The organism is Collinsella sp. AF29-7AC, from assembly GCF_003475665.1.
Lineage (GTDB): Bacteria > Actinomycetota > Coriobacteriia > Coriobacteriales > Coriobacteriaceae > Collinsella.
The window spans coordinates 148,057-163,875 of sequence record NZ_QRQX01000001.1; the positions used below are offsets into that span (position 1 = coordinate 148,057).

Sequence of the window (15,819 nt, forward strand, 5' to 3'; positions counted from 1 at the left end):
TTTGTCTACTAACGCCTCTGGCAGCCCTGTTCTGTCGCTGCTTATTCCCATTTACAATGTTCAGCGCTACCTGCGCGAGTGCCTCGATTCCGCCCTGGCGCAGACGCTCAAGGATATTGAGATCATCTGCATTAACGACGGGTCGACCGACAACTCGCCGGTGATTATCCGCGAGTATATGGAGCGCGATGGGCGCGTCAAGATGATCGACAAGGCCAACAGCGGCTACGGCGACTCGATGAACCACGGCCTGGAGATGGCGCGTGGCAAGTACGTTGGCATCTTGGAGTCCGATGACTTTATGGCGCCCGACGCACTCGAAAAGCTTGTCTCGGCCGCCGATACCAATAATGCCGACTTTGCAAAGGCGAACTTTGATTTCTACTGGTCTAAGCCCGAGGAGCGCCGTTCGCTGCACGAGATGTTTAGACCTCAGGATTGCGGCAAGCCGGTGAACCCGAGCGATACGACGCAGTTCTTTAAGCAAAAGCCGTCGATTTGGTCGGCCGTGTACCGTCGCGATTTTCTTGAGCACAACGGTATCAAGTTCCTGCCGACTCCGGGGGCATCCTTTCAGGACACGTCATTTGCCTTTAAGGTGATCGCGTGTGCCGATAAAGCTGTTTATCTGCATGATGCCGTGTTGTCGTATCGCCAGGACAACGAGAATTCCTCGGTCAATTCTTCGGCTAAGGTCTTTTGCGTCAATACCGAGTATGCCGAGATTGAGCGTTGGATTCGAGAGGATTATGCTCGCAATCACACAAGCGATGACGTCGAGCGTATGCTCAAGTTCAATCAGCTCATTAAGTACGATTCGTACATGTGGAACTACGTGCGCCTGGCGCCTAAGTTCTATAAGGAGTTCCTGGTTCAGATGGCTAAGGAATTTCAGGCGGCCTTGGACGCGGGGGAGTTTTCGCTTGACGACCTCAAGCCGTGGAAGCGCGCGAATCTCGCTGCCATCCTCAAAGATCCTGAGGGCTGGGTTGACGAGCATCCGAGTTTTGCGACGGATGGTGCCTTGGGGCGCGCTAAGTATTACGCCTCGGTTGGAGGCCCTGGCGTGGTCGCCGCCTTCCTCATCGAATCGCTGAGGGGGTAGGTCGGCATGGGAGAGGCCTCGTGTCCTAAAGCTACCATTGTCGTCCCCGTTTACAACTCCGTGCGCTCCATTCAGCGATGCCTCGATTCGTTGTTGGCCCAGTCCGAGCGCTCGATTCAGGTTGTCTGCGTCAACGACGGTTCGACTGATGATTCGTTGAACGTGTTGCGCCAGATCGCGCAGGCCGACGATCGCGTGCTGGTGATTGACCAGGAAAACGCGGGCGTCTCGTGTGCTCGAAATGCCGGTATCGATGCCGCCGAGGGCGAGACCGTCTTTTTTGTGGACGCCGACGATTGCATCGATGCCCAGACGGTCGAGCGCGTGCTGCATGCCATGGAGTCTGCAGATGCCGAGGCCGCCGTTTTTGGCGGCGTCTGTGAACCTGCCGATGCTGCCCCCAAACGCGTCCAGCAACTCATGAGCCCCAAAGCCGGTACCTTCGGCGCCCTTGATCCCCAACTGCTGTTCCATTCGAATGCGCAGCCCTATGCCTGTCGTGCGGCTTTTTCGCGCGAGCTGCTCAATCGCGAAGGCATTCGCTTCGCCCCCGGTTTGGCTTTGGGCGAGGACGTCGTCTTCCAATTTGCGGCTTATGCGCTTGCCCGCAAGACCGTCGTCATGCCGGACAAGTTCTACCACTACGTGATGGAGAGCGAATCGGCGACGCACGAGTTCAACAGTGCCGAGGCTCGCGCCAAAAAGCTTGACACCCACATGAGGATGCTCGAGGAGGTCTTGGAGGACTGGGCGGCCTACGGTCTTTTGGACCTGTGTCCCGGCGAGCTGATAACTTGGTTTTTAGACCTCATTGTGTTCGACCTGGCGCGCTTGGATGCCGATGACTTCCATCGCGTGGCGGCTCGCGTCAACATGGACCTCACGACGTTTTTGGGAACGGAGTGGGCGGATATGCCTGCTAAGGGCGCCGTTTGCCGTGTTGCCCACAAGCTCGTTGCGGCGACCTCGGGCGTTTCGATGGCAGACGCCACGCTGTTCTATCTTTCGACTCGCGGTCTCAAAGCCTGCCTGGAGCGCTTTATCTAATTCCAAGCGCTGCCGCCCGCCGCAACTCGGCTGCTAAAATAACCCTGTTACACGTTATTCAACAGGAGGTTCTCTTGCAGAACTCTGATACCCCTAAAGTTTCGCTGCTTGTTCCCATCTGCAATGTCGAGCGCTATCTGCGCGAGTGCCTCGATTCCGCCGTGGCGCAGACGCTCAAGGACATTGAGATCATTTGCATCAACGATGGCTCTACCGATAGCTCGCCGGATATCATTCGCGAGTACATGGAGCGCGATGAGCGCGTCAAGATGATCGACAAGGCCAACAGCGGCTACGGCGACTCGATGAACCGCGGCTTGGAGATGGCGCGCGGTGAGTACGTGGGCATCCTTGAGTCCGATGACTTTATGTTTGAGGACTCGCTCCAAAAGCTGGTCGCCAAGGCCGATGCTGAACATGCCGATGTGGTAAAGGGCGACTTTTACCTGTATTGGTCCACGCCCAGCGAGCGCCGTGAACTGTTTGGGATTATTGACGAGCACATGACAGGCGCGGCGTATCGCCCCGTCGATCGTCCGGGGATCTTCTACCGCAAACCTTCCATTTGGTCGGCTATCTATCGACGCGAGTTCCTCAACGACAATCAGATTCGGTTCCTTCCCACGCCGGGTGCCTCGTATCAGGACGCAGGCTTTAACTTTAAGGTTTGGGCTTGCGCCGAGCGTGCCGCGTTTATTGCGGACCCCATTTTGTGCTATCGCCAGGATAACGAGAAGAGCTCCGTTAATTCGCCCAACAAGGTGTTTTGCGTGTGCGACGAATATGCCGAGATGCAACGTTTTTTGGACGAGCGTCCCGAGCTCAAGGCTCAGCTCCAGGGCATTTTAATGCGCATGAAGGTCGATGCGTACCGTTGGAATGATGAACGCCTGGTCGATGAGCTGCGTGAGCAGTTTTGGAAGAAAGCCTCGCCCGAGCTCAAGGCCGATTGGGATGCCGGTCGCTTTGACCTGTCGCTGTTCGATCCGCGTGGCGAGACCGACTTGCGCCTGATGGTCAAATCGCCCCGTGTCTATATCGATTCGCGCTTTGACTTTAAGAAACCGGGCAAGCTCAATACGTTTAAGCACTACTTTAAGATCGGCGGCCTGCCGCTGGTCTGGCGCGTGCTGACGTATCAGCACGTCTACGGCGACAATCCGCACCCCGATGACGTTCCGGCCGCACAGTAGGAGCACTTGACTATGGCTACTTCCAAGATTTCTGTTGTCGTTCCCATCTATAAAGTGGAGGAGTGCCTGGCCTGGTGCCTGGACTCCCTGCTTGCGCAGGACATGCCCGATTGGGAAGGCGTACTGGTTAACGATGGCTCGCCGGATGGTTCGCGCGATATTGCGGCTGCCTATTGCGAAAAGGACGCGCGCTTTACGCTGGTCGATAAGGAGAACGGCGGCCTGTCGAGCGCGCGTAATGCGGGCATTGCTGCGTCCACGGCGCCTATCGTTGCGTTTTTGGATTCCGACGACCGGTTTACGCTCGATGCATGCCGCGTGATCGTCGATGCCTTTGAGCGCGAGGACTGCGACGTTTTGACCTTTGGCGCGAATCCGTATCCGCTCGAGGCGGGGTATCCGTGGCTTAAATATGTGCTGAGCCCGCGCGATGTGTCGTTTGAAGGCTATAGCTCTGACCTGCTGTTTAAGGAAGCGTCTCGCCCCTTTGCATGGCGCACCGCCTGCAAGCGTGAGTTTTTGCTGGGCAACGGGATCGTGTTTGACGAAACCGTTAAGTATGGCGAGGACCAGGTCTTCGATTTTGCCGTGTACGGTCGTTCGCGTAAGACCGCGCTTATCTCGAACAAGCTGTATGACTACCGCGTGGCGCGCAAGGGCTCGCTTATGGACACCATGCGTTATGACGACGAGACGCGACTGCTGGAGCACGTGAAGATTTACTCCGCGGTGCTGGCTGACTGGCAACGCGACGGTCTCGATGTCCAGTATGCCGATGACCTGGCGTACTTCCTATGCGATCTGGTGCTGTACGATGCGCTCAGGTTGCTGGGTTCGGACTGCAGCAAGGTGTTTGCCGCCGTTGCCGCGGCGCTTGCCGGTTCTGCCGTGGGCAGCGATGCTGCGCTCGCACAATGCGCTCCTTCTGTTGCCGCTATGGTGCGTGCGGCGCTTACCAGCAAGGCCCCCAATGCCCGTGAGTGCAAAAAGCTCATGTTCGATTACGACGTCTTGAGGTTTGGACGCCTGGGTGCCTGCAAACGTATGGCAGCGAACGCCCTGGGAAAGCGAGAAGTGTAGATGAGTATCAAGCGTTTGGCACTTTGCCGCAGTCAGGGCCGTCTGTTTGTGCTGCTTCGTTTTGCCGGTCAGGATGTCGCCGCGCTTATTGAACGGGAGGGTTCTCAAGCGTTTGCCCATGCGACGACGAGCGGTTCTTGTGTGCCGTCGCTGGTGCTCCCGGTCGATCATGGCCGTGTGCTGGCGCTTTGCCCTTCCGTTTCCGATTACGAGCGCGAGCTCGCCGTCTTGGTGCTTCCCTTTTTGGACAGCTCGTCGATGGATGTCGTTTTTGCATCCGGTGGCCAAAGGTTGGGCTCCATTCGCCTCGATAGCCGCGTGGCCAAGCTGGAATCCAAGATTAACTACAAAGCAAAGTCTGCGTTGTGCGCACTGATTCGCGATGCGCAGCGCGGCGAATGCAGCGGTCGCTACGAGATCGATGCCATTCGCTATTTGCCGGCAGACGCCGGCGCGGTGTGGCGCTATGAGGTTACCTGGGCGGGAGACCCCCAGTGCGCACCTGAGTTCCAGATCTTCGATACGCATATGAACGCCATCGATGTCACCGTGCATGTGTTTGAGTCGCAGACCGATGTGCCGCAACAGAACGGATGCCGTGTCAATAAAACGTATCTGAGCGTTGAGATGCCTTGGGATATACGAGATTTTGTCGCGATTGCGAGCGATCTCACGGAGCAGATTCAGAGTGGTTTTTGCGCTATGGATGGTCGCCTGTACAACGGCATGGTCGACGACAGTTGGAACCGCATGAAGGACGCGCGTGCAGACGACGCAGCTTATCGACGTTGGTTTGAGCAGCATCGCGCAAAGTCGGGCGATTTGGCGTGCCAGCGTGTCGCTTCGGTGACCTTTGCCTATAGGCCGCTCGTGAGCATTGTGGTGCCGTGCTACAAAACCGATCGGGTCTACCTGCGCGAGCTGCTGGACTCGGTGCTAGCCCAGAGCTATGACAACTGGGAATTGCTGCTTATGGACGCCTCGCCCGAATGGGATGCGGTGGCCAATCTTGCGGCTGCCGCCAATGACGAGCGGGTTTGTCGTATTGAGCTGCCTGGCAACGGCGGCATTGTGCTCAACACCAACGCTGGTATTCAGCAGGCGACTGGAGACTACATCGCGTTCTTGGACCATGACGACATTCTGGAACCGGACGCGTTATTCCAGTATGTTTCCGCGCTGAACAAGGCTGCCGAGGGCGAGCGTCCCCAGGTCCTGTTCTGCGACGAGGACATGTTCCAGAAAACGGGGGAGTGGGGCCAGCCGGTCTTTAAGACGCAGCTCAACGTTGACCTGCTCTATAGCCATAACTGCGTGACGCATTTCCTGATGGTGGAGAAGGCGCTTATCGATCGTATTGGCATGTCCCCAGAAGACGTTGCGGGCGCCCAGGACTACGACCTGACGCTTCGCTGCCTTGCGGCGGGCGCGCGGTTTGAGCATGTTGCGCACGTGCTGTATCACTGGCGCGTTCATCCGGGGTCGACCGCCGATGGCTCTGCCGATAGCAAGCCGTATGCCATTGAAGCCGGGCGCCTTGCGCTGCAGCGTCACTTTAACGAGCTGGGCATTTGCGGAACGGTCGAGGAGACCGAGACGCCGTTTGTCTATCGCATGCGCTATGCGCTGCCGGAGCCTGCGCCGCTGGTGAGCATTGTGATTCCCACCAAGGACCACGTTGAGACGCTCGATGCCTGTGTGATGTCGATTGCCCAGAAGGCCACGTATGCCAACTATGAGATCGTCTTGGTGGAGAACAACAGCGAAGCCCCGGAGACGTTTGCGTATTACGAAATCCTGCCGGAGCGCGTGACCGCTACGTCTGGCGGTAAGGGCACTGCGCGCGTTGTGTACTGGCCGGGTGAGTTCAATTACTCCCAGATCATCAACTTTGGCGTTGAGCATGCTAAGGGCGACTATCTACTGCTGCTCAACAACGATACCGAGGTCATAAGCCCGGACTTTATCGAAGAGATGATGGGTTATCTGCAGCGTCCCGATGCGGGCGTGGTGGGTGCCAAACTCTATTTTGCCGATCATCTGGTGCAGCATGCCGGCATTTTGGTTGGCGTGCGTGGTGCGCTTGCCCATGCTAACCAGGACTTCTCGGCAAAGCGTGAGGGCTATCTTGCCCGCGCTGTGCGTCCGGGCAACTTTAGTGCCGTAACGGGCGCCTGCCAGATGGTCCGACGCGAGGTGTTTGAGCAGGTTGAAGGTTACGACGAGGAGCTCGCCGTTGGCTTTAACGATGCAGATTTTTGCCTGCGCGCATGGGAGGCGGGCTACCGCACCATCTTTACGCCTTATGCCGAGCTGTACCACTACGAGTTCACTTCGCGCGGCAGGGAAGAGGCCAACGAGGAAAAGCTGCGCCGCTGGAAGCGAGAGCGGGCACTGTTCATGCAGCGCTGGCCGGAGTTCTTCCTCGATGGCGATCCGTGGTTGGGGCCAAACCTATCTGCCGAGAGTGAGTATTTCTCGGTCTAAGGCAATGGGTTTAGGAAGTCCTGAACTTTCTTTCGCTATGAGCTTGGAAGAAAGCAATGGTGGACTACTAACTAAGTCATATTACGAAAGCTCGATACTTCCGCGATAAGTTTATACAAGCTTATACAGCTCGATATTATTCGATATAAGTAGATATCGCACTTGCCTTTGCCGGCTTACCCGCCGGCGTTATGGATCTTATTAACGGCAAGGCGCTTACGTTCTTGCGTCGTGCCCTCTCCGAAGATCTGGCGCCTATCAACCAGGTGGAGGTAGCGCTCTCTATGGGCGATAGCTTTGTCGCGACTGGTTTGACCATAGAGGACGATCTTCTGTCGAGAGCCGCTAAGGCCACTAAGGGCTATGCCTATCTGGTGCAACTGGTCGGTTACTCCATTTGGCAACGCGCCAACTTGCATCGTGCCAAAAGTGCCATTGTGAGCGAGGGCGACGTCACCGAAGGCATTGCGCTGGCAGAGGCTCGTTTTCACGATGTTGTTCACGAGCCCGCGATTTCTGGACTTGGACTCAACGATATCAAATACCTTTTGGCCATGTGCGAGGATAAGCAGCAGTCCAAATCATCTGAGATTGCTAAACGCATGGGTAAAAAGACCAATGAGGTCAGCTCTATTAGGGCTAAGCTGCTTCAAAGAGAGGTTATTCAAGCTCCGCAGAGGGGCTACGTGCAGTTTGCCGTGCCGGACCTAGATATCTATCTGCGAGAGAACGCCGCGGAGATTCTCGAGCGGTTCTAAATCGAGGCATGAATAGCCGCCGGTTAACTGCCCTTGTCGACTTGGCTCGCGTCCCCCCCAATCTAGTAGACTCTGAACCGTTGCTAGATTGGGGGGATTTTCCATGAAACGCTCCATGAAACGAGTTTCCGGGGCCGTTCGGATGCCGTGGCGCAGCAGGGACTTGAGCTTCTCGGCGAACACCTGCTCTTTCGAGTTCGCAAGCAGGCAGACGCCCTCCTGCCGGTGTGCCACGTCGAACCACAGCTCGTCCTGCTCCATCGCAGCGCTCGCGTGGACCCCCAGGTCGAGCTTCGTGTCGAACGTGCTGCGCCCGTCGCTGACCTTGAGGTTGACGCGCCTGCCCTTGTAGTCCTGCTGCGACAGCTCCTCTATCTCGCCGGCGATGCGGACGGTTACGCCGTCGCCGAGGTTCGAGAGGGCGGACACAAAGGAGCGAATGGAGGCGTCGGTCATCGGGTACCGCACGAAGTCGAGGTCTATGTCCTGGGTTGCGCGGCGCCCGCTCCCCGACAGCGCGCACATCAGGACCCCTCCCTTGACCGTCACTCGGTCGCGCATGCCGGATGCCGCCAGCTTTGAGAGGATCACGTCCTGGCAGACGCGCGCGGTCGCGTTGAGGCAGGAGTAGCCCTCCTCGCGCTCGTAGCGCGCCCTCATCTCGTTCAGGTCCATCAGAATACCTCCTCCATGGCGCGCTCGAGGTGTGCCTCGCCGTGCGGGATTGCCTCCGCGTAGTCCTGCAGCCTGTATATGTCCAGCCGCTCCGACCGCCTGCGGAACGAGGCGACGGCCTCCCGGTAGAGGTCGTAGGGCAGCTTGTTGCGCGAGCGCATGAGCTCGAGGAGCATGCGCTCGGGGTCGTAAGCGGCAAGCTCGGTCCCGTCCACCGAGACGGTCGACCTCCCGACGCCCAGCCATCCCTCCGGGATGAAGTGCTGGCGCACGGCGGCGTCGCGTATCTTGGTCCCACCGCGCTTCGTGGCCAGGTCGATCCGGTCGGGGGGCGCGGTCACGAGCCCGTGGGCGTAGAGCGCGGTCTGCCCGGTCAGGATGCCCCCGGGGTAGCGCTTCGCGATCACGGCGAGGGCGTCCTCGTCCCGGTTGGTCGAGTACATCCCTCGGCCGACGGGGTGGAGCGTCCCTTCCGACACCGCCTTGCGAACGCGGTACCTGCTCCCGAGTTCAGCCAGCGCCTCCCGGTAGGTGATCACCATGCCGGCCTCCCCTCGAAAGCCATATAAGCCTACATCTGATGACAATTGTAGGCTTATATGGCTTTTCATGGAACGACTCATTGCGGCACCTCCCTCGCCATGACGGTGCCTTACTTTGATGGCCCTTTCCTCGTTTGCATCTGCTATATGAAGGAACGTCGATTCTGGTGCTCGGGCGAAGGCGCTACGCGATGAAATTCTCCACCAGCGTAACCATGGAGTCCTTCTCGCTTGGGTCAGAGAGGGCAATCATGAGCGTCATGGCCGCGAGCGCGTTGCCCTCCACGCGGAGTCTTTCGCCGTTGCGCAGTATCCCGTTCTTGTCGAGGAAGTGAATGAAGAGCGCCGCTGCAGAGCGCTTGTTGCCATCCAAGAATGGATGGTCCTTCACTACGAGGTAGAGAAGGTTGGCGGCCTTTGCTTGAACGGAGGGATATAGGTCTTGGTCGCCAAAGCCCTGATAGAGGGCGCTGATGATTCCGGCGAACTGGTTGTCCCGCTCTCGTCCGAACAGGGTGGACGACGAGTAGAACGGTAGGCTGCGGATGACTTCGAGGGCTTCGGTGTAACCGAGCTCCCAGTTGGGCTCGTTGCCCCGGGGCGCCTTCATCCTTCCCGTGTCGTATTCATCGAGCAGAGTCAGGCTCGGAAGGTACTTCTGTAGAATTTCTGCCGCACCGGAGAGTTCCGGAGTACTCGACCTCTCGAGGACCTTGAAGACCGTTCCGAGCGCCTCGAGTCTCTTTTGGTTGATGGAGTATCCCTGGAGTAGATGCTGCTTGAGCACGCCATTTGCCCACCGGCGGAAGTACACGCCCTGCTGAGACTTCACGCGGTAGCCAACCGAGATGATCATGTCGAGGTTGTAGTGCTCGACCTGACGTTTGACCGTTCTTGTTCCCTCTAAGCGAACTATTTCAAAAAATGAAATAGTTCGAATTCCGGCAAGCTCTTCCTTTGCTGCGGAATGAATGTGCTTGGAGATAGTCGGCACTCCGCGCCCGAACAACGTCGCCATCTGCTGCTGGGTTAGCCAGACCGTATCGCCGTCGACGCGCACGTCAAGGTGGACTGCGTGGTCGGGGTCCTCGTACAAAGCGATCTGCTGGCTTGCGTTGGAATTGTCCATGATGTATGCCCCTTCGGTTTAGTCGACATGCTATGATCCGCACGCCGGAGGACGAGTGGTTTCAACATGCCGGTATTGCGTAGCTTCAACCGGCATCCCGCCGGTCAGTCGGCGTCGCGTGCGCCGGCTAAGCCAGGGTCGGGGCAGCGGGGATCCGCGGCGCCGGCGCTTCGTACCATTGGGGGCCTCCGAAGCGACTTTCACTCTGTCTTATTCTGGTAGATACAGTGTACCACGAAACGCGAACATGCGTACGTATTTCTGTTTAAATTTTAGCTGGACGCGGCGGTGTGTCGTCCTCTGCCTTGTTCTCCGAAGCCAGCTGTATTCCGGGCCGCGGTTCTACAAGGCAGGGGGTAGCCAGATGGATAGGATTATCCTTCTCCTACTTCTCTTGACCTTCCTGGTCATCCTGAGCAAGTAATGGGCTTTAGTGGGTGCCAAGCTCTACTTTGCTGGCCATCTGGTTCAGCTAGCTGGCATTGTGGTCGGCGTGCGCGGCGCCCTTGCCCATGCCAACTGGGACTTTTCGGCAAAGCGCGAGGGATATCTTGCCCGTGCCGTGCACCCGGGCAACTTCAGCGCCGTTACGGGCGCCTGCCAGATGGTCCGTCGCGACGTTTATGAACGGGTTGAAGGCTGCGACGAGAAGTTTGCCGTCGGTTTTAACGATGCGGATTTTTGCCTGCGCGTATGGGGGCTACCGCACCATCTTTACACCTTATGCTGAGCTGCACCACTACGAGTTCACTTCGCGCAGCAGGGAAGAGGCCAGCGAGGAAAAGCTGCGCCGTTGGAAGCGCGAGCAGGCACTGTTTATGCAGCACTGGCTGGAGTTCTTCTTGACGGGTGATCCGTGGCTGGGGCCGAACCTTAGCAGCGAGTGCGTGTATGGTGCGCTGAAAATTACTGTGCTTGTTCTGGCTTGTTGCTAGGCGTAGCGCGCGTCCCGCCGGTTGAGAAGCTCGCAGTAGTTCGACACCGCCTCTACCTGCGGCGCCTGCTCCTGCGGCTCCTCCGGCTGCCCTTGCTGCCCTGCGGCTTACCATCCTACTCACCCACGTATGACTCCCATGCCCCGAGCGGGCAAAAGGAAATGCCCACAACGTCTCCGTTGCGGGCATTCTCCGGGCCGGCCACAAATAGCTTTATCGAATCCGATTGCTCTTCATCATCCGGATCGTTGGCGTCTCGTCGGCAAAGTCATCGTCTATCTGTAGTTCAAGGGGCACCGTAATGGAGCTTCCCAGCGCGGTCGCGGTTCCCGGGGCGAATGCGGGAAGGCGCATGACCTGGCCATTTGATATGGAAGGGATATTGCGGCGAACGTAATCGAGGTCGTAAGAGTTCTGAATGCGGTGGATTATGAAGGTTCCCGTCTGAGAGAGCACGACGCGGGAAAGCTCACTGGGGATTTGGCTGATGGCGGTAAGGTAAATGCCAAACTTACGGCCCTCCCGTGCAATTCGATTGAACACTGAGTCGTCTGTCAGGTCTGCATCCCTGATATAGCGATGCGCCTCGTCAAAAATGAGATAGATGGGTGTCGAGGAGCCTCTTCCTGCATCTAGGCTAGCCTGAAAGAGGGTGCGCGCAACGTAGTGGGAAAACAACTTCAATCCTGACTCGTCGATTATCTGAGATACGTCTAGCACAAGAATGCCATGCCCCTTGTTTAAGAGGGCAGCAATTGACTCGCCCCGCTCAAGTGAGAAGAGGTCTTGCGAATACCTTTCCCTAAGGTTTCTAAGCTGAGTAACCAGCCCCTCTGAATACGACCTTATCTGACGGTTGCCCCGCACTTCTTCTTCGTCGAACACGAAGTCAAGCGCATCAACGACGTCAGAGATTGAGACCTCGCTTTTAGGTTTTTCGTACTCACATAAGATGCGTTCGATATTGGGAAGTCCATCGGACATGTATTCGTCCTCGATGAACTCCTTCAAAAGGGACTCAAGCCCTTCGACGACATCTTTCGATATGTTTCCGTATTCCAGGTTGAAAGACACTAACAGGTTATGAGCGGTCTGAGGGCGAGAGAAAGGTCCGGACTCGCGTTCGAGAATCTTGTTAAGTTCTCCCTCAATCGGCTGGTAATACTTTGAGACCTGAAACTTCCTCGCTGCGTGGCTATCGATGCTCGTGTCCCGAATTGCGGTATATGCAAAGGCAGCAAATAGCTTCTTCTTGCCCTCCTCGTTGAGGTGGGAGTATCTCACGGCCCTCTCAAGCAGAGGTTTCTGGATGCGTCGCGAGGGGTCGAGAATAGCTGACCAGTCATCCATCGACAACTCTCCGGGCGCGAGGTGGTACTCATCAGCGCCGATTCGTCTCGTGCAGCCGTAACCGCCGCGCGTGAGAAAGTCATAATCGCCGTGCAGATCGAAGACGAAGAATCGGGGCTCTGCATCGAGCGCGTCCTCGGCATCTAAGAGCGATGCCGCCCTATCAAGCAGGAGCCGCGCGGTTGAGGACTTTCCCGAGCCGGTATTACCGAGAATAGCGAGATGACCAGAGAACAGGGAATCGATATCAAAAGTGGGTCTTACTGAATCGTACCCAGCGAGGGACCCAATCTCGACTCCTTCCCGCACGCAAAAGACCCTCTTGAGGATTGATTCATCGCAGGCATAGACATTGGAGCCGACCATGGGGAGGTCAACTACGCCGGGCACGTAGGAAGATCCTTCAATCTCTCCAATGGGGACGGCGGTGAAGATATAGCTCGTGCTAAACCTCGACGAAGGCTGGTCGGAATACGGCCTCTCGGCCTCTTCTACGGAAGTCACGCGAAAAATGATCTTTGTCGAGATAGAGAGATAGGAAAAGAGATATTGATTGAGCCCGTTTAGATGCCTTGGCTCGCCATCGAGCATCCGGTCTGAAAAGTCGGAACGTGATGCGCGTAGTCTTATCTTCTCCTGATCCATATAGCAGATGGTGCCGATGAGCCAACCCGGATTGGGAACCTCATTAGTCATTCTTGTCACCAAGCCCCAAAGATCCAGATGCCACATCGTCTCCGAAGGTGATCTCGGGCCCGATAAAGTCAGCAAATTCCGAGAAGTATAGCGGGCGCTTGCGGTCCAGTTCCCTTTCACTTGGATATACGAAATAGGTGTTCGCGCCACCTGCCTTATCGTAGAACACACGTGTAGGGGAACCGACATCTGCTTCTGCCGGGTTGCCGATAAAGGCGAGGAGCGTGAAATCGGGCCTCGCAAGAGCCTGGCTGATAAGGTTTGATATGTGAGAGTCCGCGAAGCTGAATCCACAAGTCAGAAGGACTGTGTTGGGGACGGCGAGGGCATTTACGAACTCGCGGAACATATCGCTATAGGGGGAGCCCTGGGTCAAGGCGTATTTGGAAGTCATCGGGGCGATAAGTTGTCTGTCGCCTTGGTACTCGTCGGTGATGTCGGGAAACCTGGGGACCTTTACGACGTTTCCGTCATAAATCCTCCAGTTGATGGACCCGTGCATCTTGTAAAGGCGAAAGAAGGGGTTCACCGGTTCGTAGTGATCCCTGAATCTCTCGTCGAGGTCAATCGGCCTGCGATGGTATTCCCGCGGGTTGAATGTGGGTATCAGCCCGTTCGAGAACCCGTCCACATAGGCGTAGCCGCTCGATTCAAGGGCCATCTCATGAAATAGGTCGTAGTTTGTTGTGAAGAGATTAACGACGTCGAAGGCAGCTTGACCACCGCGCGCAAGGATCTGTCGCGATACGCCAAGTCCCTGAACAAACTTACGATAGCTATCAAGGACGTCGGAGTGCTCCGCGCTGTATTTGATGTCGACGGACTCGAGAAAGGCCTTGCGAACTGCATCGGAAACCCTCTTGTCGTCATCGGCGCTATCTAGAGAGCCCTCGATGCGCTGACTCAGCCACGAGAGGAGGTTCTCTATGTTCGAGTACTTCGCAGGGTCTTCGTTATCTCGACAGGCAATTTTAGTTATCCGACTTTCCAGAAGGATAGATAGATCGGGATCGTTGAGCTTGAGGTCCGCTCGCAAGTTCCTGAAGGTTTCACCCATCAGGGGAATGGCCGGAGTAGATGCGCCAGAGCCGATAAGCGTGGCTAGGTTAATCGACCTGGAAAGAATGCCTTGAACAAAATGTCTGGCTTCTACCGCGTTTACCTCACGCCTTGTTGCACCCCTCTGCAAGGTAAAAAGGGGTTTGGAGGATTCTTTCTGCATATCGGAGGACACGTTGCCCGGTATGTTTATTGCGTTGTCAGACATGCATGCTCCCAATAAACTCAAGAACTCCTGCTCGAACGCGCCCGGGAACTGAAACATCCGCTCCTTGCCCCCGATGCTCACGTAGATCGAGCCGCCGTCTATCCTCGTCACGGTGCCGGCGCCCCATGCCTTGTGGCGCACCTTGCACCCGGCTCCCAGTGCGTTCAACTGGGCCTTGTTCGACGCCGGCCGCGCCGCTGTCGGCCGCGGTTTTCGGCTTCTCTGCGCCAGCCTTTCTCGCCGCGACGGCACCGTGTATGCAGTCGGTCGCGCTCTTGCGGTAGCGCGAGGCCACCACGGAAAGCTTGCGTCGCAGCACCTCAGCGAGGAAGTTGCCGTTGTCGTACGGCGGCTCCAGGAACCGGGAGTCGATGCGCTCCGTCTCGGATTTCACCATGTCAAGCATGGCGTTCACCTCGCACTCGTTGGTGAAGACCTCGCCAACGTCCTGAACGCGCTCCTTTGATTTACCCTGTACAGCCAAAAAACACCCCTTAGCCCATGCCGGCGGATCAGAAAACCGCAGCATAAAACACTAGTGAACAATTCTAACAGAAGGTGCGGACGCAATATTGCATCTGTTCCCAAGCGGAGCCTTTGCAGCAACCGCCACGGGACGCAGGCCAACCGTTCATTATTATGCCCCCCAGCGGAGCAACCACTGCCACGTGCTCGCCCGTCGGGGGCCGCCCGCGCCGAACTTGCGTTCGCTCCGGGTGCCGAGCTGGGTCGGTCGCGCCGCGGGCCGCCCATGCGCGTGGAATGGCCTCGTAGCCGAGTCCCAGGTACGCGAGCACCGGTGTCGCCGCCGCGCCCGCGATGCCCAGCCAGAACGCCAGCGGCTTCGTGCGGACCCTCCAGTTGATGCCCATAGGTCTTCTCCTTCCATGGGCAATTCAAAGGGGCTGGTCGCCTGCGCGCCGCGGAGGAGGCGCAGGTACAGCCCGTACGTGGGCGAGGTCTACGTGGCGCCTGGGAACACCTGCCTGGACGAGAGGGGCAGACACCGCTTCGCGGCCAGCCAAACGGGCTGTGGGTCACAGGCATCACGGAATTCCGCATCCCCGCCGGCAAGTGCACCTCTCGCCGGCGATCAATTGCTTCAACGGAATGCCCGTCGGCTGGTCCATCGGCACGCCCCCGAACGCGGTGCTTGCCAACTCATCGCTCCTGCGGGCCTGCTCGCAGCTTGCGTATGGTGAGCACCACTGGGTGCACTCCGACCGCGGCAGCCATTACCGGTGGCCCGGTTGGATCGCCATCTGCGATGGGCACGGCATCGTGCGCTCGATGACGAGGAAGGGGTGCTCACCCGACAATTCAAGGGCGGAGGGCTTCTTCGGCAGGCTGAAGGTGGAGTCCTTCCACGGAAGGGGCTGGGACGATGCTGGCATGGGGGAGTTCATGGAGATGCCGGACGCCTATCTGTTCTGGTACCGCGACAAGCGCCGCAAGAGCGACCTGGGCTATATGAGCCCGATGCAGTTCCGAAGAAGCCTAGGTCCTGTAGCGTAGGAACACAGTCCGGGGTTTCCACTGCAGTCCCCGGTGTTCA

At 57.5% G+C, this 15,819-nt stretch carries 15 protein-coding genes; 8 read left to right on the forward strand and 7 right to left on the reverse strand.

Annotation, left to right across the window (positions count from 1 at the left end):
• Position 1 precedes the first annotated feature (1 nt).
• From DWZ15_RS00630 to DWZ15_RS00655, 6 genes are all read left to right on the forward strand, one after another.
• A complete protein-coding gene (locus DWZ15_RS00630; RefSeq protein WP_118270784.1) occupies positions 2 to 1,105 on the forward strand; it encodes a glycosyltransferase in 1,104 nt (367 codons plus the stop codon).
• A 6-nt stretch (positions 1,106 to 1,111) separates the two neighbouring features.
• Positions 1,112 to 2,152: a glycosyltransferase gene (locus DWZ15_RS00635; RefSeq protein WP_117640954.1), complete on the forward strand. Its 1,041-nt coding sequence runs from the start codon at positions 1,112 to 1,114 to the stop codon at positions 2,150 to 2,152.
• A 74-nt stretch (positions 2,153 to 2,226) separates the two neighbouring features.
• Positions 2,227 to 3,345, forward strand: a complete 1,119-nt coding sequence (locus DWZ15_RS00640; protein WP_158571029.1) for a glycosyltransferase family 2 protein — start codon at positions 2,227 to 2,229, stop codon at positions 3,343 to 3,345.
• A gap of 12 nt (positions 3,346 to 3,357) precedes the next feature.
• Complete coding sequence (locus DWZ15_RS00645; RefSeq protein WP_118270786.1) at positions 3,358 to 4,425, forward strand: glycosyltransferase family 2 protein; 1,068 nt, start codon at positions 3,358 to 3,360, stop codon at positions 4,423 to 4,425.
• Positions 4,426 to 6,912 carry a glycosyltransferase gene (locus DWZ15_RS00650; protein ID WP_118448637.1) on the forward strand — a complete coding sequence of 829 codons (2,487 nt, stop codon included), beginning with the start codon at positions 4,426 to 4,428 and terminating at the stop codon, positions 6,910 to 6,912.
• Positions 6,913 to 7,103: 191 nt separating this feature from the next.
• On the forward strand, positions 7,104 to 7,670 hold the full coding sequence (locus tag DWZ15_RS00655) for a hypothetical protein (protein ID WP_187360521.1): 567 nt from the start codon (positions 7,104 to 7,106) through the stop codon (positions 7,668 to 7,670).
• Here the strand turns inward: DWZ15_RS00655 and DWZ15_RS00660 are convergent.
• The 3 genes from DWZ15_RS00660 to rhuM form a co-directional block, all read right to left on the reverse strand.
• Entirely contained in the window at positions 7,620 to 8,345 is a 726-nt protein-coding gene (locus tag DWZ15_RS00660) for a nucleotidyl transferase AbiEii/AbiGii toxin family protein (protein WP_158571030.1), read from the reverse strand. The two genes, DWZ15_RS00655 and DWZ15_RS00660, sit on opposite strands and share 51 nt — an antisense overlap.
• Positions 8,345 to 8,887: a hypothetical protein gene (locus tag DWZ15_RS10450; RefSeq protein WP_055252273.1), complete on the reverse strand. Its 543-nt coding sequence runs from the start codon at positions 8,885 to 8,887 to the stop codon at positions 8,345 to 8,347. Before DWZ15_RS10450 ends, DWZ15_RS00660 begins: the two co-directional genes overlap by 1 nt.
• 184 nt (positions 8,888 to 9,071) lie before the next feature.
• Complete coding sequence (gene rhuM, locus DWZ15_RS00665; protein WP_118270789.1) at positions 9,072 to 10,016, reverse strand: RhuM family protein; 945 nt, start codon at positions 10,014 to 10,016, stop codon at positions 9,072 to 9,074.
• A gap of 433 nt (positions 10,017 to 10,449) precedes the next feature.
• Between rhuM and DWZ15_RS00670 the strand changes: the two genes are divergently transcribed.
• Positions 10,450 to 10,746, forward strand: a complete 297-nt coding sequence (locus tag DWZ15_RS00670; RefSeq protein ID WP_055252705.1) for a hypothetical protein — start codon at positions 10,450 to 10,452, stop codon at positions 10,744 to 10,746.
• Positions 10,747 to 11,164: 418 nt separating this feature from the next.
• On the opposite strand, the gene DWZ15_RS00675 is transcribed toward DWZ15_RS00670, so the two are convergent.
• From DWZ15_RS00675 to DWZ15_RS10855, 4 genes are all read right to left on the reverse strand, one after another.
• Positions 11,165 to 12,946 carry an ATP-binding protein gene (locus tag DWZ15_RS00675; RefSeq protein ID WP_158570936.1) on the reverse strand — a complete coding sequence of 594 codons (1,782 nt, stop codon included), beginning with the start codon at positions 12,944 to 12,946 and terminating at the stop codon, positions 11,165 to 11,167.
• 43 nt (positions 12,947 to 12,989) lie between these two features.
• A complete protein-coding gene (locus DWZ15_RS00680; RefSeq protein WP_158572467.1) occupies positions 12,990 to 14,264 on the reverse strand; it encodes an SIR2 family protein in 1,275 nt (424 codons plus the stop codon).
• Positions 14,257 to 14,748, reverse strand: coding sequence for a hypothetical protein (locus DWZ15_RS10620; protein ID WP_226790515.1), 492 nt, complete (start codon positions 14,746 to 14,748; stop codon positions 14,257 to 14,259). Before DWZ15_RS10620 ends, DWZ15_RS00680 begins: the two co-directional genes overlap by 8 nt.
• A 64-nt stretch (positions 14,749 to 14,812) precedes the next feature.
• Complete coding sequence (locus DWZ15_RS10855; protein ID WP_118270792.1) at positions 14,813 to 15,136, reverse strand: phage holin; 324 nt, start codon at positions 15,134 to 15,136, stop codon at positions 14,813 to 14,815.
• Between DWZ15_RS10855 and DWZ15_RS10860 the strand changes: the two genes are divergently transcribed.
• Positions 15,129 to 15,779: a DDE-type integrase/transposase/recombinase gene (locus DWZ15_RS10860; RefSeq protein WP_226790514.1), complete on the forward strand. Its 651-nt coding sequence runs from the start codon at positions 15,129 to 15,131 to the stop codon at positions 15,777 to 15,779. The genes DWZ15_RS10855 and DWZ15_RS10860 overlap by 8 nt on opposite strands.
• Positions 15,780 to 15,819: the final 40 nt, after the last annotated feature.